Source organism: Paracoccus denitrificans, assembly GCF_900100045.1.
GTDB lineage: Bacteria > Pseudomonadota > Alphaproteobacteria > Rhodobacterales > Rhodobacteraceae > Paracoccus > Paracoccus denitrificans.
In genome coordinates this window covers 57,081-72,887 of sequence record NZ_FNEA01000011.1, presented here as the reverse complement: position 1 = coordinate 72,887, position 15,807 = coordinate 57,081, and the positions used below count along the sequence as shown (strand labels likewise).

General features: G+C 66.6%; 16 protein-coding genes and 1 tRNA gene. 6 read left to right on the top strand and 11 right to left on the bottom strand.

What is annotated here, in order from left to right:
• Window positions 1–8: 8 nt before the first annotated feature.
• From BLT64_RS11370 to BLT64_RS11350, 5 genes are all read right to left on the bottom strand, one after another.
• Window positions 9–707, bottom strand: coding sequence for a hypothetical protein (locus BLT64_RS11370; protein WP_233901923.1), 699 nt, complete (start codon window positions 705–707; stop codon window positions 9–11).
• 78 nt (window positions 708–785) lie between these two features.
• Window positions 786–2,279, bottom strand: coding sequence for an NAD(P)-dependent oxidoreductase (locus BLT64_RS11365; RefSeq protein WP_011746835.1), 1,494 nt, complete (start codon window positions 2,277–2,279; stop codon window positions 786–788).
• A gap of 150 nt (window positions 2,280–2,429) precedes the next feature.
• The gene (locus BLT64_RS11360; RefSeq protein ID WP_011746836.1) at window positions 2,430–3,233 is read right to left on the bottom strand and encodes an undecaprenyl-diphosphate phosphatase; all 804 of its coding nucleotides are present in this window, start codon (window positions 3,231–3,233) and stop codon (window positions 2,430–2,432) included.
• Window positions 3,233–4,225: a complex I NDUFA9 subunit family protein gene (locus BLT64_RS11355; protein ID WP_011746837.1), complete on the bottom strand. Its 993-nt coding sequence runs from the start codon at window positions 4,223–4,225 to the stop codon at window positions 3,233–3,235. The genes BLT64_RS11360 and BLT64_RS11355 overlap by 1 nt, the downstream gene beginning before the upstream one ends.
• Window positions 4,226–4,255: 30 nt before the next feature.
• On the bottom strand, window positions 4,256–5,854 hold the full coding sequence (locus tag BLT64_RS11350; protein WP_011746838.1) for a GMC oxidoreductase: 1,599 nt from the start codon (window positions 5,852–5,854) through the stop codon (window positions 4,256–4,258).
• A gap of 308 nt (window positions 5,855–6,162) precedes the next feature.
• On the opposite strand from BLT64_RS11350, the gene BLT64_RS11345 reads away from it, so the two are divergent.
• Both BLT64_RS11345 and BLT64_RS11340 read left to right on the top strand, forming a co-directional pair.
• Window positions 6,163–6,247, top strand: a tRNA-Leu gene (locus BLT64_RS11345).
• Between the two features lie 209 nt (window positions 6,248–6,456).
• Window positions 6,457–6,897 carry an NUDIX domain-containing protein gene (locus tag BLT64_RS11340; RefSeq protein WP_011746839.1) on the top strand — a complete coding sequence of 147 codons (441 nt, stop codon included), beginning with the start codon at window positions 6,457–6,459 and terminating at the stop codon, window positions 6,895–6,897.
• An 8-nt stretch (window positions 6,898–6,905) separates the two neighbouring features.
• Here BLT64_RS11340 and BLT64_RS11335 read toward each other — a convergent pair whose 3' ends face one another.
• A complete protein-coding gene (locus BLT64_RS11335; protein ID WP_011746840.1) occupies window positions 6,906–8,177 on the bottom strand; it encodes a PP2C family protein-serine/threonine phosphatase in 1,272 nt (423 codons plus the stop codon).
• A 119-nt stretch (window positions 8,178–8,296) separates the two neighbouring features.
• On the opposite strand from BLT64_RS11335, the gene BLT64_RS11330 reads away from it, so the two are divergent.
• Window positions 8,297–8,647, top strand: a complete 351-nt coding sequence (locus BLT64_RS11330) for an Hpt domain-containing protein (RefSeq protein WP_011746841.1) — start codon at window positions 8,297–8,299, stop codon at window positions 8,645–8,647.
• 7 nt (window positions 8,648–8,654) lie between these two features.
• Here the strand turns inward: BLT64_RS11330 and ilvA are convergent, their stop codons facing one another.
• Window positions 8,655–9,893, bottom strand: coding sequence for a threonine ammonia-lyase IlvA (ilvA, locus tag BLT64_RS11325; protein ID WP_011746842.1), 1,239 nt, complete (start codon window positions 9,891–9,893; stop codon window positions 8,655–8,657).
• 78 nt (window positions 9,894–9,971) lie between these two features.
• Window positions 9,972–10,682, bottom strand: a complete 711-nt coding sequence (locus tag BLT64_RS11320; protein ID WP_041529755.1) for a hypothetical protein — start codon at window positions 10,680–10,682, stop codon at window positions 9,972–9,974.
• Between the two features lie 181 nt (window positions 10,683–10,863).
• Here BLT64_RS11320 and BLT64_RS11315 point away from each other — a divergent pair, with 181 nt between their 5' ends.
• From BLT64_RS11315 to mog, 3 genes are all read left to right on the top strand, one after another.
• The gene (locus BLT64_RS11315; protein ID WP_011746844.1) at window positions 10,864–12,090 is read left to right on the top strand and encodes an argininosuccinate synthase; all 1,227 of its coding nucleotides are present in this window, start codon (window positions 10,864–10,866) and stop codon (window positions 12,088–12,090) included.
• Between the two features lie 137 nt (window positions 12,091–12,227).
• Window positions 12,228–12,707 carry a VOC family protein gene (locus BLT64_RS11310; RefSeq protein WP_011746845.1) on the top strand — a complete coding sequence of 160 codons (480 nt, stop codon included), beginning with the start codon at window positions 12,228–12,230 and terminating at the stop codon, window positions 12,705–12,707.
• A 42-nt stretch (window positions 12,708–12,749) separates the two neighbouring features.
• Complete coding sequence (gene mog, locus BLT64_RS11305) at window positions 12,750–13,301, top strand: molybdopterin adenylyltransferase (RefSeq protein WP_011746846.1); 552 nt, start codon at window positions 12,750–12,752, stop codon at window positions 13,299–13,301.
• Here the strand turns inward: mog and BLT64_RS11300 are convergent.
• From BLT64_RS11300 to BLT64_RS11290, 3 genes are read right to left on the bottom strand one after another with little or no spacing between them, the layout of a single operon-like run.
• Entirely contained in the window at window positions 13,276–13,890 is a 615-nt protein-coding gene (locus tag BLT64_RS11300) for a nucleoside/nucleotide kinase family protein (protein WP_011746847.1), read from the bottom strand. The two genes, mog and BLT64_RS11300, sit on opposite strands and share 26 nt — an antisense overlap.
• A gap of 40 nt (window positions 13,891–13,930) precedes the next feature.
• Window positions 13,931–14,725: an ATP-binding cassette domain-containing protein gene (locus BLT64_RS11295; protein WP_011746848.1), complete on the bottom strand. Its 795-nt coding sequence runs from the start codon at window positions 14,723–14,725 to the stop codon at window positions 13,931–13,933.
• Window positions 14,722–15,795, bottom strand: a complete 1,074-nt coding sequence (locus BLT64_RS11290; protein ID WP_011746849.1) for an ABC transporter permease — start codon at window positions 15,793–15,795, stop codon at window positions 14,722–14,724. Before BLT64_RS11290 ends, BLT64_RS11295 begins: the two co-directional genes overlap by 4 nt.
• Window positions 15,796–15,807: the final 12 nt, after the last annotated feature.

Here is a 15,807-nt window from a genome sequence, read left to right as displayed (position 1 = left end):
GCTGTCCTTCACGTCCGTGCCTCCTTCACAAGCTGCCACAGGGCGCCGGCGCCTTGGCCGCCCACCATCTGCAGGTCGCAATCATATTCCGGCGTGGTCGAGCCAAAGCCGGGATGCCCCGGGAACGAGAACGTCACCGGGCTGTCGTTCGTCTGCTGCACGGCGCCGGTCCAGTCCTCGGAGGTCTCGACGCCGCCATAGAACCGCCCTTGCGCGCGGCTGATGAATTGCTGGCCCCGGCGCTGGATCAGCACCTGGCCGGATTCGCTATAGGTGGTCAGCTCGAAGCGCGTGACCTCCAGCGTCACGCCGTCGACCTGCACCGTCTCGCCGGTCAGTTCGTCATGGCCGACATGATGCAGCCGCTCGCCGCTGTTCGAGCGGGTCCAGAAATCGAAATCGTCCTGCCCGCTATCCAGCAGCGTGCTGAACGAGGCGTGGTCCTGCGCCTGATCCTCCAGCACGTCGGTCAGGCCGGTGCGCAGGTCGGTGCTTTCCATCCAGCGCGTCTCGCGGTCGATGCGCGACTGGAAGGTCGGACCCTCGGGGGTGAAATAGGTCACCCATTGGTCGCCCGCCGTATCGGCGCTGCAACGGTAATGCTGCGAGACGCTGCAACCGCGGTTCTGCACCGTCACCTCCAGCTTGCAGCCGGCGGGCGGGGTGAAATTCGCCGCCTGGGCAGGCAGCACGGGAAGGGTCAGCATAGCTGCCGTTCCTGCCGCCAGCGCCATGCCGCGCCCCATGGGGTTGATGCTTGGTCGAGATGCCATGGCCTTTTCCCCTTACTCGGCGGCGACCCGGGCGGCACCGGACAGGTAGCCGGCGATGCTGTCGGCAGCCTCGCGGCCGTCGCGGATCGCCCAGACCACCAGGCTGGCGCCGCGCACGATGTCGCCCACGGCATAGACGCCGGGCAGGCTGGTCTGGTGCGTCTGGTAATCGGCCTTGATCGTGCCCCAGCGCGTCACCTCCAGCCCGTCCACGCCCCAAAGGCGCGGCAGTTCTTCGGGTTCGAAACCCAGCGCCTTGATGACCAGTTCCGCCGGCTCGTCGTAATCGGCGCCCTCGATCAGTTCGGGCGACTGACGGCCCGAGACATCCGGCGCGCCCAGCCGCATCTTCTGCACGCGCACCGCGCTGATGGTCGGGATCTCGCCGGTATCGTCCACGTCGCGTTCCTGCGCGACCATGGCCTCGCCGGTGACATGGCCGGTAAAGGCGCCGGGTGCGGAAAGCCAGACGAATTCGACGCCTTCTTCCTCGGCATTCTGCACCTCGCGCTGGCTGCCCGGCATGTTGGCCCGGTCGCGGCGGTAAAGGCATTTCACCGATTGCGCGCCCTGGCGGATGGCGGTGCGCACGCAGTCCATGGCGGTGTCGCCGCCGCCGATGACCACGACGCGCTTGCCCCTGGCATTCAGTTCGCCATCCTCGTAATCGGGGATCTCGTCGCCCAGATCGACCCGGTTCGAGGCGGTCAGGTAGTCCAGCGCCCGCACCACGCCCTTGGCGGCGGCATTGTCGATGTCCAGGTCGCGGGTCTTGTAGACGCCGGTCGCGATCAGCACCGCATCATGCTTGCCGCGGATGGCGTCGAAGCTGATGTCTTCGCCGACGCTCACGTTCAGCACGAAATCCACGCCGCCCTCGACAAGCTGCTGCGTGCGGCGCTCGACCACCTGCTTTTCCAGCTTGAAGCCGGGGATGCCATAGATCAGCAGCCCGCCGGCGCGGTCGTGACGGTCATAGACCGTGACCTGGAAGCCCATGCGGCGCAGCCGGTCGGCGGCGGCAAGCCCGCCCGGCCCGGCGCCGATGATGCCGATGGATTCGGGGCGTTCCTGCGTCGGGGCGACCGGGGTGATCCAGCCCTCTTCCCAGGCGGTGTCGGTGATGTATTTCTCGATGGCGCCGATGGTGACGGTACCGTGGCCGGATTGCTCGATGACGCAATTGCCCTCGCACAGCCGGTCCTGCGGGCAGATGCGGCCGCAGATCTCGGGGAAGGTGTTGGTCTCCTGGCTGCGCAGATAGGCTTCCTGCGTGCGGCCCTCGGCGGTCAGGCGCAGCCAGTCGGGGATGTTGTTGTGCAGCGGGCAATGGCTCTGGCAATAGGGCACGCCGCATTGGCTGCACCGGCTGGCCTGTTCCTTGGCCTTGGCCTCGGCGAACTCGCGATAGATCTCGTGGAAATCTTCCGAGCGGGATGCCGCGTCACGTTTCTCGGGCATCTCGCGCCCGATGGTGACGAATTTGAGCATCTTCTGCGTGGCCATGGCTGCGCGTCCTTCGATGACGAGGGTGGTCCCAGCCTGATAAGTCAGGCCGTCATCAAAGAAAAGTCAGCTATGTTGACCTAATTAACGATTTTCCTGTCTGATGGTGAAAATTCCATGCTGCATATGCGAAAAATAGGTCAGCATAGATTACCAACCTGCCTGCAAAGCCAGCAGAACCGCCACCCCGACCGCGATTCGCCACCAGGCGAACAGGCCGTAGCCATAGGTCGAGACATAGTTCAGCAGCCCGCGCACCACGACGACGGCGGCCAGGAATGCACAGACGAAGCCGATGACGATATTGCCGGTCGCCGCCGCGTCCAGGATGTCGCGGTTCTTGTAGAGGTCATAGACGAAAGCGCCCAACATCGTCGGCATGGACAGGAAAAAGCTGAATTCGGCGGCAGAACGCTTGTCCGCGCCCAGCAGCAGGGCACCGACGATGGTCGCGCCGGAACGCGAGACGCCGGGAATCATCGCCAGGCACTGGATGAAGCCGATCTTCAGCGCCATGGGCAGCGGGAAATCCTCGGCCGAGAAATGGCGCGGTCGGTTCGCCATCCGATCAACGAACAGCAGCACCACACCACCCACGATCAGCATGACGGCGATCAGGGTAGGGGTCTCGAACAGGACTTCCTTGATGATCCGATGCGCCAGCACGCCGATCACCACCGCGGGCAGGAAGGCAAGCAGCACCGCCAGGATGAAGCGCCGCGCGCGCGGGTCCTGCGGCGCGCTGGAAAAGATCCGCCACAGCCGCCCGGCATAAACGCCCAGGATGGCCATGATGGCGCCAAGCTGGATCAGCACCTCGAAGGCGCGTCCGGGCGAATCGAAGCCCAGGAAATGCCCGGCCAGCAGCACATGGCCGGTCGAGGACACGGGAATGAACTCGGTCAGCCCCTCCAGCAGACCAAGGGCGGCGGCAACGATGGTGTTGTGGTCCATCAGCTGTTGCGCAGGTTCTTCGCCGAGGCGGTGATCGCCTCATATTGCCCCGAGGAGCGGAAGCGCCACAGATAGTCCGCGATGACGGCGGGGGCGGCGGTCGGCTCGATGTCCAGATCGGCAAAGGTCTTGACCTCGCCCGAGACCCGGTTCGGCAGGCGCAGCAGTCGCGCCTGGTCGCGGGTCAGGATGCGGTTGGTCAGCAGCCCGCCGGTCGCGGCCTGGACGAGGTCCAGCGCCGATCCCGTCACCCGGGCCAGCCAATGCGGCAGGCCGACGATGGCGCGGCGGCGATCGATCGCGACCAACACCTGCTGCGCCACCTCGCGCATGGTCAGCATGTCCGGGCCGCCCAGTTCATAGATGCCCGGCTGCGCCGTTCCTTCGGCGCCCATGGCGGCGGCGCGGGCCACGTCCTCGACATAGACCGGCTGCATCAGGGTGTTCGCGCCGGGCACGAACAGGATCGGTCCCAGCCGCGTCATCGACGCGATGCGGTTGTAGAAGTGGTCGTCCGGCCCGAAGATGACCGAGGGCCGCAGGATCATCGCATCGGGGCGATGCGCCAGCACGGCGGCCTCGCCCCGCCCCTTGGAGGCGGCATAGCGGCTGGCCGAATCCGGGTCCGCGCCGATGGCCGAGACATGCACGAAGCGCTTGACGCCGGTCTCGGCGGCAATGCGGGCGATCCGGCCCGCAGCCTCTTCGTGGATGGCGTCGAAGGTGTTCTTGCCCTCGCGGACCATGATGCCGACGCAGTTGATCACCGCATCCGCATCGGCCATGCAGGCGGTCACCGACAGGTCGTCGCGCACGTTGCAGGGCACCGGCTCGACCTGGCCGGGTGCGCCATAGGTGCGCACCACGCCGGCTTCGTTCGGGCGGCGGACGGCGACCCGGATGCGCCAGCCCTGGGCGGCCATGGTCCGGGCGATCTGCCGGCCCAGGAATCCAGACCCGCCATAAATGGTGACAAGCTTGGCTGCGGACATGCGGCGCTCCCTTCGTGCGTGCTCGTCCGTTCAATACCCAAGGCTTCGGCCAGCGGCAAGCCGTGGCTGCCGGCCTGCGACGATCGCGTCCGCCACCCGCAGCGCATTGGCGGCGATGGTCAGGCTGGGGTTGACCCCGTTCGAGGTCGGCATGAACGAGGAATCGGCCACGAAGAGGTTGTCGATCCCATGCATCCGGCAATCGCGGTCCAGCACGCTGGTCGCCGGATCGGTGCCAAAGCGCAGCGTGCCGCAGGGATGGGCGAAGTTCAGCTGCGGCGCTGCGCCCATGAACATCGCCCGATGCGGCCGGAACGCCGCGCGCAATGCCTTGCGAAAGGCGGCCCGGCGACGGCGCAATTCGTCCGAGATATCATAGCGGCAGCGCATCCGGTCGGGATCGTCCGGGTCGGGCAGCACGCGGTTATGCGCATAGGGCAGGTCCTCCAGCACGCCGACGAACAGCTTGGCATGACCCAGCATCCGCGCCGCAATCATGGCGGGAAAGCGCAGCCCGTGCCGCAGCGGCCGGATGCGGCGCAGTGCCGATTGGTCGAAGCGGCCGTTCAGCGCATGCAGGATTTCGCCATAGCCGGCGGTCAGGCCCATGGACTGCACCGTGCCGAAGCGCTGACCGTCCATGAAATACAGGTCGCGCATGCTGATCGAGCGCGAGGCGCCGTTCTCGTGCCGACCCTGTCCGGCCCAGATGGCGATGATCTCGCTGAGATGGAACATCAGGTTGCGGCCGATCAGGCCGTTGCGGTTGCCCAAGCCCTCGGGCCAGGTCTCGCTGGCCGAGCGGAGCAGCAGAGAGGGCGAGCCCAGCCCGCCCGCCGCCAGCACATAGGTCCGGGCGCGCAGGGTGAACTCCTGTCCTTCGCGGCGGCAGGCCAGGCCCAGGATGCGCTGGCCGTCGGCCTCGATCCGGGTGACGGTGCAGCGGTCGACCAGCGCGGCGCGGCCGGTGTCCAGCGCCGGCAGCACGCCAGCCGAGCGGCCGTCCATCTTGCAGCGCCTCGGACAACGCCGGCCAAAGCAGTTTTCGCAACCGGGCAGGAAGCGCGCCGCCATATGCGTACGATAGGGATTCATGCCCGAACGCCGCAGCGCCGTCATCAGCGCCGCATCCGAGGCGGGCAGCGGCTGGACCGGCGGCAGCAGTTTCGCGCCGGCCGGGGCCAGGGGGTCGACCTCGCCATTGATGTGGAAATAGTCCTCGGCCAGTTCGAACCAGGGCCGCATCTCGTCATAGCCGACGGGCCAGCCGCCGGTGGGATGCGGGAGTTCGTCGGACGTGTCCAGGTCGTGCCGCTCGGGGCGCTCGAGCGTCGCGGCGTAAAAGGCCGAGGTGCCGCCGACGCCCGCGCCGATCATGCCGTCGAATTCGCACCAGGCGCCGTCGAGCTGCGCCTCGAGCAGGCGCGGCCAGGCACCATGGGACATGCGTTCCTCGGGGTCGCGGGTATCGAGGTCCAGCGCGGACAGCGGCGCATCGCCCAGGTCCGGGCCCTTTTCGACATAAAGGACGGAAAGCCCTGCCTCGGCCAGCCGCCGGCCCGCAGTTCCTCCGCCGATCCCCGTGCCGATCACGATGGCATCCCATTCGCGGGTCTTGAGATCGTCCATGAAAAATCCGCTTGTCAGAGCACTGGTGACTAATAACTTCTGTAAGGATTACTAGTCCCGCGCGCTTTCCCCCAGCAAGCTGACCGAAAGGACAGGGCATTGCCTGTCACGCTTGCATTCGGTCCGGTTCGTGCAGCCTTTCCGGTCCTGCCAGGCCGGGAAACGCGGCCCGGGACAAGGGCGGCAACGGCGGCGGAAATGGCGGTCGAAGCGGGGGCAGGAAAAGATTTGAAGCCCGGCGAAGATTTTTGTCGATCCCCCGTTGACACCCCCCGCGGCTGGGCTTAATCACCCGGCTCACGCGACCTGCCCAGGTGGCGGAATTGGTAGACGCGCACGGTTCAGGTCCGTGTGCCGCAAGGCGTGGAGGTTCGAGTCCTCTCCTGGGCACCATAAACAAAAGCCGCGCAAACCCTTGGGTTTGCGCGGCTTTTGCGTTGCGATGACCGCGCTGGACAGGCCGGGCTGGTTGCGTGTTGCCCGGCCGCATGAGTATTTGGGGAACGAAGAAGCCATGCGGTGGCACCGGGTGCGGCCATGGCTTTCCGGTTCGGGGGCGGGCCTGCCGGCCGGGGCGTCCGCGAGGAAGGAAAGGGAACTGCATGATCCCGCGTTTCGGCTTGCCGCCCGGGCGTCGCGCCTATCGCTTGCGTCCGGGGGCCTATGCGCTGCTGATCCGCGACGGCGCGGCGTTGCTGACCTTCCAGCAGGCGCCCGAGCCCGAGTTCCAGCTGCCTGGCGGCGGCATCGATCCCGGCGAATCGCCGCTGGCCGCCCTGCATCGCGAGGTGCGCGAGGAGACCGGCTGGAGCATCGGCAATCCGCGTCGCTTCGGCAGCTATCGGCGCTTTTGCTACCTGCCGGATTACGGGTTCTGGGCCGAAAAGCTCTGCACCGTCTGGTTGGCTCGGCCGGTGACACGGCGGGGCGCCCCGGCCGAGCCGGGGCATGAGGCGCATTGGGTGCCCTTGCCGCAGGTTGCGCGGTTGCTGCCCGACCCGGGCTCGCGCGCCTTCGTGCGGGCGGCGTTGCGCAGGCTCTGAGCCGGGCGTCAACCCCATGTCTGGCCGGCTTCCTGCCGCCGCTCGATCAGCACGGCCGAGATGTCGTCGTTGCGCTGGCCACCGGCGTAATGTGCCGCGGACCAGCAGATCGATTCCAGCAGCGAGTCGCCCCGCAGCGTGGCATTGGTGCGCAGGATGGCATGCAGCCCGTCCTCGCCCAGCGGCTCGCCGCGGGCATTCTCGCTTTCGGACAGCCCGTCCGAACTGATGAACAGCCGGTCGCCGGGATCGAGCACCAGCTGCACCTCTTCGTAGGCGGCATGGGAAAAGACGCCCACGGGCAGGCCGCCGCGTCCGATGCTCTCGATGCGGCCGTCGGCGCGTTGCAGCACGGGGTGGGGGTGGCCCGCCTGCACCAGCCGCAGCGCTCCGGTCAGGAAATCCAGGTCGGCATAGACCATGGTGAAATAGGATTCGGTGCGCAATTCCTCGATCATCAGCGTGTTCAGGTGGTGCAGGATCTCGGCCGGGGGGCGGGCGTCGCAAAGACCCAGCTCGGTGATCCGCAGCGCGATGTTCTGGTCCGCTGCCCCGGAAAGCAGCGCCGCGAGCCGTGCGCAAAGCAGGGCCGAGGCGACGCCATGCCCGGCCACGTCCAGCGCGAACAACCCGACGCGGCGGGCGTTGATCGGGAAGAATCCGACCAGGTCGCCGCCGATATGGCCGGCCGGGCGCATCAGGAGGGACAGGTCGAAATCGCCGTAGCGGCCATGGCGTTCCCGCACCAGCCCCTGTTGCAGCCGCTGCGCTTCGCGCAGGTCGCGGTCGATCGCCGCCTGGGTCTCGCGCAGCCGGGTCAGCGTGGAGTTGAGCCGGGCGTTGGCGCTGCGCAGGCTTTCCTCCATGCGCAGGATGCGCTCGCTGGCCGAAAGCCGCGCCAGCAGTTCGGCCCCCGAGACCGGCTTGGTCAGGAATTCGTCGGCGCCGGCCCGCAACCCTTCGGCAATGTCCTTCTTGTCGTTGCGCGAGGTCAGCAGGATGAAATAGCCATAGCGATCCGACTGCATCTCGCGGAAGCGGCGGCAGAATTCCAGCCCGCTTTGCCCCGGCATCATCCAGTCCGAGATCACGATGTCCGGCCGCCGTTCCAGGCAGATGCGCATCGCCTCGTCGCCGCTTGCCGCCTCGACCACATGATAGCCGGCACGGATCAGTTGCACCGCCAGCGTCCGCCTTTGCGCCCGGCTGTCGTCGACAAGCAGGACCAGCCGCCAGCCATGCGGTACGGAGCTTAGGGCCTGTGCATCGATGATCATCATGCGCAGGGATCTAAACCACGGCCCATGAAGGTTCCGTTAATCCGGACAATCTTTGCGATTAACACGTTATAGACGAAATCCCTGCTATGAGCGGGGTGTGATTCTTCAAAGGGTTGTCCATGCTGGATTGGAGCCGCATCAACGAACTGCGCGGGGAGGTCGGCGATGACGAGTTCCAGCTGATCCTGGAACTGTTTCTGGACGAGGTCGAAGGCGTCATCATGCGTCTGTCGCGCCGCGATGCGCTGCGGCTGGAAACCGACCTGCATTTCCTGAAGGGTTGCGCCTCGAACCTGGGCTTTGCCGATTTCGGCGATCTCTGCGATGCCTGCGAACGCAAGGCAGCCGGTGGCAGGCCGGCCGAGGTCGATATCGAATCCCTGCTGGCCAGCTATGCCGCCTCGAAGCGGGCGCTGATGGGCCGGCTGGATGCGGCGCTGCATCCCGGCCGGGGCGGGCGCCGTGCCTGACCGCGGATCAGATCAGGAATTCCGCCAGCGCCGGGTCGTGGGTGATGTCGCGATAGCCGATTCCGGCCGTTTCCAGCCTTTCGCGCAGCCGGTCCAGATTCTCGGGAGCGGTGGTCTCGATGCCGATCAGGACCGAGCCGAAGTTGCGCGCCGACTTCTTCAGGTATTCGAAACGCGCGATGTCGTCCTGGGGGCCGAGCAGTTGCAGAAAGTCGCGCAGGGCGCCCGGCCGCTGCGGCATGCGCAGGATGAAATAGCGCTTCAGCCCCGAGAAGCGCTGGGCGCGCTCCTTGACTTCGGGCAGGCGCTCGAAGTCGAAATTCCCGCCCGAGCAGATGCAGACCACGCGCTTGCCGGCCAGGTCGGGAATGTCGCGCAATACGTCCACCGCCAGCGCCCCGGCGGGCTCCAGCACGATGCCTTCGATGTTCAGCATCTCCAGCATGGTGGCGCAGATGCGATCCTCGGGCGCGGTATGGACCCGGTCGGCGTCAAAGCCGGCCAGTGTGCGAAAGGGCAGGTCGCCGATCCGCGCCACGGCGGCGCCGTCGACGAAATTGTCCACTACGGGCAGCGTCACGGGGGCACCGGCCAGCAGCGCTTCGCGCAGGCTGCCACCGCCTTCCGGCTCGGCGAACTCGGCGCGGGTGCCGGGCGCCAGTTCGGCAAGCAGGCGTGTGACCCCGGCCGCGAGCCCGCCGCCGCCGACCGGCAGGACGACGAGATCCGGCGCGGCGCCAATCTGGTCGAGCAGTTCCAGCCCGACCGTGGCCTGCCCCTCGATGATGTCCGCATCGTCGAAGGGCGACAGGAAGGTCGCGCCCTGGGCCCGGGCGAAATCCTGCGCCGCGGCCAGGGTCTGGTCGAAATAATCGCCGGTCAGCACGATCTCGATGACGCCGTTGCCGAAGATACGGGTCTTGTCGATCTTTTGCTTCGGCGTGGTGACGGGCATGAAGATGGTGCCTCGGGTGCCGAAATGGCGGCAGGCATAGGCCATGCCCTGGGCATGGTTGCCGGCGCTGGCGCAGACGAAATGGCCCTGCGAGCCGGCACCGATCTTGCGCATGGCGTTGAAGGCGCCGCGCAGCTTGTAGCTGCGCACCGGTGTCAGGTCTTCGCGTTTCAGCCAGATCTCGGCTCCGTATTTCGCCGAGAGGTGGTCGTTCTTCTGCAGGGGCGTCGGCTCGAAGAGGTCGCGCAGCGCGACCCCTGCCTGGCGGACAGAGGCGGCAAAGTTTTCCATAACCGGCGAATGGCGCGAAAAGCGGCGATTGGCAAGTGGGAACGGCTTGCCGTCCGGGGCCGGGGACGCCTTGACCGGCTAATGCCCGGGACGCATCTCGCAGGGCAGGACGATGGGTTGTGCGGTATCGGGCATCCAGGCAAGCACCTGCGTATCGGAAAGGAAGGTGACGGCGACGGGCTTGGACAGCATGGTCGGGAAATCGCACAGGTAAGTCGCCTGCCCATCCAGCGCGCGGGCGAGTCTGGGCAGATCGGGCATGATCGCCAGGAATGATGCCAGCGGCATCGCGGCCATCACGCTGAGCGGCAGGACAAGTGCCGCCGACCGCAGGGCTGCGCCGCCGGCACCGGCCAGCATCTGCAAGATCAGCAGCCCGAATAGCAGCAGCAACAGAAGCAACCCGACCCCCGCGAAGGTCAGCCACAGGCTCTCGACGGCGGTCAGCACGTCCAGGGTCATCGGAAAGGCGTCGGGCGAAACGCCAAAGCTGTGTGCCAGGATGCTGCGCGCGTTCATGCGGGCAAGCATGACCATGCTCAGGGGAATGGCGAGGGTCAGGCCAAGCCTGAGACCGGGCCAGCGCTGCAAGCTGCCCATGATCGCGATGGTCCAGCCCAGGACGGCAATGCCGAAGGCCAGCGTCAATATGGCAAGGGCGACGGGATCATGCCAGGCGGGCAGCGGCTTCATCAGCAGCGGCGGCAGGAAAACGGTCATGGCGACGATCGCGCTGAGCCACCAGCAGTCGCGAAAGACGCGCCGCAAAAGCGCGCCCGTCTGATCCATGAAAGCGTCGCGGGACCGCCGCAGCCCGCGCCTGCAAAGGGCAGCCCTGCACCGGACCCTGCGTCGAAAGCCCCTTGGTTTGCCGGAAAAGCTCTGCATGCGGCCGGGTTGCGCCCCGCTCTTGTCGGTCATCGGAAAACATCCTATTGCAACATCAACTCAAAAACGGGGGCCATATCGCATGTCCGACGCGCCGAAGAAAGTCGTCCTTGCCTATTCGGGCGGGCTCGACACCTCGATCATCCTGAAATGGCTGCAGACCGAATATGGCTGCGAGGTCATCACCTTTACCGCCGACCTGGGCCAGGGCGAGGAACTGGAACCGGCGCGCCAGAAGGCCGAACTGCTGGGCATCAAGCCGGAAAACATCCATATCGTCGACGTGCGCGAGGAATTCGTGCGCGATTTCGTGTTCCCGATGTTCCGCGCCAATGCGGTCTATGAGGGGCTTTACCTGCTGGGCACCTCGATCGCCCGGCCGCTGATTTCCAAGCATCTGGTCGAGATCGCGCATCAGCACGGCGCCGATGCCGTGGCCCATGGCGCGACCGGCAAGGGCAACGACCAGGTCCGCTTCGAGCTGTCGGCCTATGCGCTCGACCCGTCGATCAAGGTGATCGCGCCCTGGCGGGAATGGGATCTGACCTCGCGCACCAAGCTGATCGAGTTCGCCGAGCAGAACCAGATCCCGATCGCCAAGGACAAGCGCGGCGAGGCGCCGTTCTCGGTCGATGCGAACCTGCTGCACACCTCTTCCGAGGGCAAGGCGCTGGAGAATCCGGCCGACGAGGCGCCCGATTACGTCTATCAGCGCACCGTCAGCCCCGAGGATGCGCCGGACCAGCCCGAATATATCGAAGTAAGCTTCGAGCGGGGCGACGCGGTGGCGATCAACGGCGAGGCGCTGTCGCCCGCGACCATCCTGACGGCGCTGAACGAATACGGCCGCAAGCACGGCATCGGCCGGCTCGATTTCGTGGAAAACCGCTTTGTCGGCATGAAGTCGCGCGGCATCTACGAGACCCCCGGCGGCACCATCCTGCTGGAGGCGCATCGCGGCATCGAGCAGATCACGCTGGACAGCGGCGCCGGCCACCTCAAGGATTCGATCATGCCGCGCTATGCCGAGCTGATCTATAACGGCTTCTGGTATTCGCCCGAGCGCGAGATGTTGCAGGCGCTGATCGACAAGAGCCAGGAGCATGTGACCGGCACCGTGCGGCTCAAGCTCTACAAGGGCGGCGTTCACACGGTCGGCCGCTGGTCGGAGCACTCGCTTTACAGCGAAAAGCACGTCACCTTCGAGGACGACGCCGGCGCCTATGACCAGAAGGACGCGGCGGGCTTCATCCGCCTGAATGCGCTGCGGCTGAAGCTGGTCGCGAACCGCAACGCGCGCTTCAAGTAACCGCCAGCATCATTCCATGCCAAAGGCCGCGGGCAAGTCCTGCGGCCTTTCTTGCTGGCCGCGACGGACCCCGGCACGGGGAACCGCCGCGGCCATGGCGCGTTCGGCCGCAGGCAATGCCCGAGGAGGAACCGGAAATGACCATGGCCAAGAACACCATCTGCCTTTGGTATGACAAGGATGCCGAGGCGGCCGCCCGTTTCTATGCCGAGACCTTTCCCGACAGCGCAGTCACCGCGGTGCGCCATGCGCCCAGCGACTTTCCCTCGGGCAAGGCGGGCGATGTGCTGCTGGTCGAATTCACTGTCGCAGGCATACCCTGCCTCGGCCTGAACGGCGGCCCGACATTCCGGCATAACGAGGCGTTCTCGTTCCAGATCGCCACCGATGACCAGGAGGAAACCGACCGCTACTGGAATGCGATCGTCGGCAATGGCGGCCAGGAAAGCGCCTGCGGCTGGTGCAAGGACAAGTGGGGCGTCTCGTGGCAGATCACCCCGCGCGTGCTGACCGACGCGCTGGCCGCCGGCGGTGACGAGGCGAAACGTGCCTTCGATGCGATGATGGAGATGACCAGGATCGACGTTGCGGCCATCGAGGCGGCCCGGCGCGGTTGAGCCGCGCTTTCCTTCGCGCGTCGTCTGCGCCAAGATGCGGCCATGACCCAGAACCCCGCCGCCGATCGCCCCGCCCATGTCGCCATCGTCACCGTCTCGGACCGTGCCGCCAGCGGCGAATACGAGGACAAGGGTGGCCCGGGGGCCGAGGACTGGCTGCACGCCACCATCACCTCGCCCATGGACATCACGCGCCGCATCATCCCCGACGGGCGCGAGATCGTCGCGGATTGCCTGCGCGACCTTGCCGACGAACAGGGCGCCGACCTGATCCTGATCACCGGCGGCACCGGCCCGGCGCCACGCGACCAGACGCCCGAGGCGATGGCCGATGTCATCGAAAAGGAGTTGCCCGGCTTTGGCGAGGAGATGCGCCGCGCCAGCCTGCGCGAGGTGCCGACCGCCATCCTGTCGCGCCAGACGGCGGGCATCCGTGGCGCGACGCTGATGATCACCATTCCCGGCAAGCCCTCTGCCATCGCCACCTGCCTCGATGCGGTCTTTGCGGCGGTGCCCTATTGCCTCGACCTGATCGGCGCGGCCTATATCGAAACCGACCCGGCCCGCATCAAGGCGTTTCGGCCGAAGAAATAGGTCCGGGCCGCACCACCAGATCGGCGGGCAGCGATTCGCGCAGCACCAGTTCGGCATTGCCGAGGTCGTTTTCCAGATGCGCCATCACTTCGGCGGGCGAGCGGCCCAGCCCCTGCCAGCGGGCGGTCAGGCGGCGTCGCAACTCCTCCATCGGCACGTCCAGCATGACCGACAGGTCCCAAAGCCCGGCCAGTTCGCGCCAGGGGTCGCGGTCCAGCAGCAGGTAATTGCCCTCGACCACCACCAGCCGGGTTTCTGCCTCGACCCGGCCGGCGCCGGCGATGGCCAGGTCCAGCGCGCGGTCGAAGATCGGGTGGATCACCTCGCCCCCCGCCTTCAACCGCTGCACCAGCGCGACGAACCCTGCCGCGTCGAAGGTTTCGGGCGCGCCCTTGCAGCCGCGCCGCCCGTCCGCCTCCAGCAGCCGGTTGTCCAGATGGAACCCGTCCATCGGCACCAGCACCGCATCGTCGAGCCCCGCCGCCAACTGCGCGGCCAGGGTGGATTTCCCCGACCCGGGTGCGCCCAGGACAGCCAGCACCCGCCGCCCGGGCCCAAGTCCCGCAATCCGATCCAGTATTTCTTCCATGCAAGATATCCCCGGGAAGGCATAAGGGCGTTTGCGCGGTTCAGGCTGCCGTCGCCGCCTCTTCCGGCAGCTTGGCGCCGGTCATGAAGGCCACCGCGTCCGACATGGAATAGTCGTCCGGCCGGATCACGCAGAGCCGCCGCCCCAGCCGGTGGATATGGATGCGGTCCGCCACCTCGAAGACATGCGGCATGTTGTGGCTGATCAGGATGATCGGGATGCCGCGCGAGCGCACGTCGCGGATCAGTTCCAGCACGCGGCGGCTTTCCTTGACGCCAAGTGCCGCCGTCGGCTCGTCCAGGATCACCACCTTTGACCCGAAGGCGGCCGCCCGCGCCACCGCGACGCCCTGGCGCTGGCCGCCGGAAAGCGTTTCGACCGCCTGGTTGATGTTCTGGATCGTCATCAGCCCCAGCTCGGTCAGCTTTTCGCGGGCGAACTTCTCCATCGCCGGGCGGTCCAGCTTGCGAAACCACTGGCCCATGATGCCCGGCTTGCGCAATTCGCGCCCCATGAACATGTTGTCGGCGATGGAAAGGGCAGGCGACATGGCCAGCGTCTGGTAGACGCATTCGATGCCATAGCCGCGCGCATCCAGCGGGTTGGCAAAGCGCACCGGCTTGCCCTCCAGCGCGATCTCGCCCTCGTCGGGCTGGACCGCGCCGGAAAGCGCCTTGATCAGCGAGGACTTGCCGGCGCCGTTGTCGCCGATGACGGCCAGGATCTCGCCCGGCAGCAGGTCGAAGTCGCAATGATCCAGCGCGGTGACCTTGCCATAGCGCTTGACCAGGCCACGGGCCTTCAGAAGCGGTTCCCCGGAAATGTTCGCGGTCATGCCGATGCCTTTCTGATCCATTGATCCACCGCCACGGCGAGGATGATGAGCAGGCCGATGAGGAAGAAGGTCCATTGCGGATCGGTGCCGACCATCTTGAGGCCCATCTCGAACACGCCGACGATCAGCGCGCCGAAGAACATGCCGACGATCGAGCCGCGCCCGCCGAACAGGCTGATCCCCCCGATCACCACGGCGGTGATGGACTGGATGTTGCCCAGCTGCCCGGTCGAGGCCGAAGGCGAGACCGAGCCGAAGCGGCCGATCATCACCCAGCCGGCTATGGCGCAGAAAAGTCCGGCCAGCACATAGACCTGGATCAGCACCCGCTTGGTGCGCACGCCGGCCAGTTCCGCCGCTTCCGGGTCGTCGCCCACGGCATAGACATGGCGGCCCCAGGCGGTATGGCGCAGGACATAGGCGAGCAGGGCGACCAGCGCGACCATCAGGAAGACGGCATAGAGGATCTTCACCCCTCCGGGCTGGATGGAATAGCCCCAGAATTGCAGCGCCGGCGCCTCGGCAGCGATGGCCGAGGAGCGGATCGTCTCGTTCGCGGAATAGATGTAGTTCGCCGCCAGGATGATCTGCCAGGTGCCCAGCGTCACGATAAAGGGTGGCAGCTTGATGCGGGCGACCAGCCAGCCGTTGGCAAAGCCCATGGCCGTGCCCGCCGCCAGCCCCAGCGCGATGGCAAGCGGCGCCGGGATGCCGTAGCGAAAGGTGAACTGCCCCATCAGCACCGAGGAAAACACCGCGATGGCGCCGACCGAAAGGTCGATCCCGGCCGTCAGCACCACCAGCGACTGCGCGCAGCCCAGGATGCCGACGATGGCGATCTGTTGCAGGATGGTGGACAGCGTCACCGCCTTGAAGAAGTTCGGCGACAGCAGGCCGAAGACGACGATCGCCGCGACCAGCACGATCATCGGCACCGCCGAGGGCGTCATGTGCAACCAATGTTGCAGGCGCTTCAGGGCAGTTTTCTGTTCTTGGAACTCGGCAACCTTGTCCGAGGCGCCTTGCAGGCCCTCCTCGTAGCTGGCGGCCGTCTTTGCGTCGGATGACATGGACGGTCTTCC

Excerpts from the sequence above, each read along its gene's own strand:
- BLT64_RS11330 (WP_011746841.1), top strand. The coding sequence starts at position 8,297 with ATGCTGGATTGGAGCCGCATCAACGAACTGCGCGGGGAGGTCGGCGAT.
- mog (WP_011746846.1), top strand. The coding sequence starts at position 12,750 with ATGACCCAGAACCCCGCCGCCGATCGCCCCGCCCATGTCGCCATCGTC.
- BLT64_RS11350 (WP_011746838.1), bottom strand. The coding sequence starts at position 5,854 with ATGGACGATCTCAAGACCCGCGAATGGGATGCCATCGTGATCGGCACG.
- BLT64_RS11290 (WP_011746849.1), bottom strand. The coding sequence starts at position 15,795 with ATGTCATCCGACGCAAAGACGGCCGCCAGCTACGAGGAGGGCCTGCAA.
- BLT64_RS11320 (WP_041529755.1), bottom strand. The coding sequence starts at position 10,682 with ATGGATCAGACGGGCGCGCTTTTGCGGCGCGTCTTTCGCGACTGCTGG.
- BLT64_RS11370 (WP_233901923.1), bottom strand. The coding sequence starts at position 707 with ATGCTGACCCTTCCCGTGCTGCCTGCCCAGGCGGCGAATTTCACCCCG.
- BLT64_RS11310 (WP_011746845.1), top strand. The coding sequence starts at position 12,228 with ATGACCATGGCCAAGAACACCATCTGCCTTTGGTATGACAAGGATGCC.
- ilvA (WP_011746842.1), bottom strand. The coding sequence starts at position 9,893 with ATGGAAAACTTTGCCGCCTCTGTCCGCCAGGCAGGGGTCGCGCTGCGC.
- BLT64_RS11315 (WP_011746844.1), top strand. The coding sequence starts at position 10,864 with ATGTCCGACGCGCCGAAGAAAGTCGTCCTTGCCTATTCGGGCGGGCTC.
- BLT64_RS11360 (WP_011746836.1), bottom strand. The coding sequence starts at position 3,233 with ATGGACCACAACACCATCGTTGCCGCCGCCCTTGGTCTGCTGGAGGGG.
- BLT64_RS11340 (WP_011746839.1), top strand. The coding sequence starts at position 6,457 with ATGATCCCGCGTTTCGGCTTGCCGCCCGGGCGTCGCGCCTATCGCTTG.
- BLT64_RS11355 (WP_011746837.1), bottom strand. The coding sequence starts at position 4,225 with ATGTCCGCAGCCAAGCTTGTCACCATTTATGGCGGGTCTGGATTCCTG.
- BLT64_RS11365 (WP_011746835.1), bottom strand. The coding sequence starts at position 2,279 with ATGGCCACGCAGAAGATGCTCAAATTCGTCACCATCGGGCGCGAGATG.
- BLT64_RS11300 (WP_011746847.1), bottom strand. The coding sequence starts at position 13,890 with ATGGAAGAAATACTGGATCGGATTGCGGGACTTGGGCCCGGGCGGCGG.
- BLT64_RS11295 (WP_011746848.1), bottom strand. The coding sequence starts at position 14,725 with ATGACCGCGAACATTTCCGGGGAACCGCTTCTGAAGGCCCGTGGCCTG.
- BLT64_RS11335 (WP_011746840.1), bottom strand. The coding sequence starts at position 8,177 with ATGATGATCATCGATGCACAGGCCCTAAGCTCCGTACCGCATGGCTGG.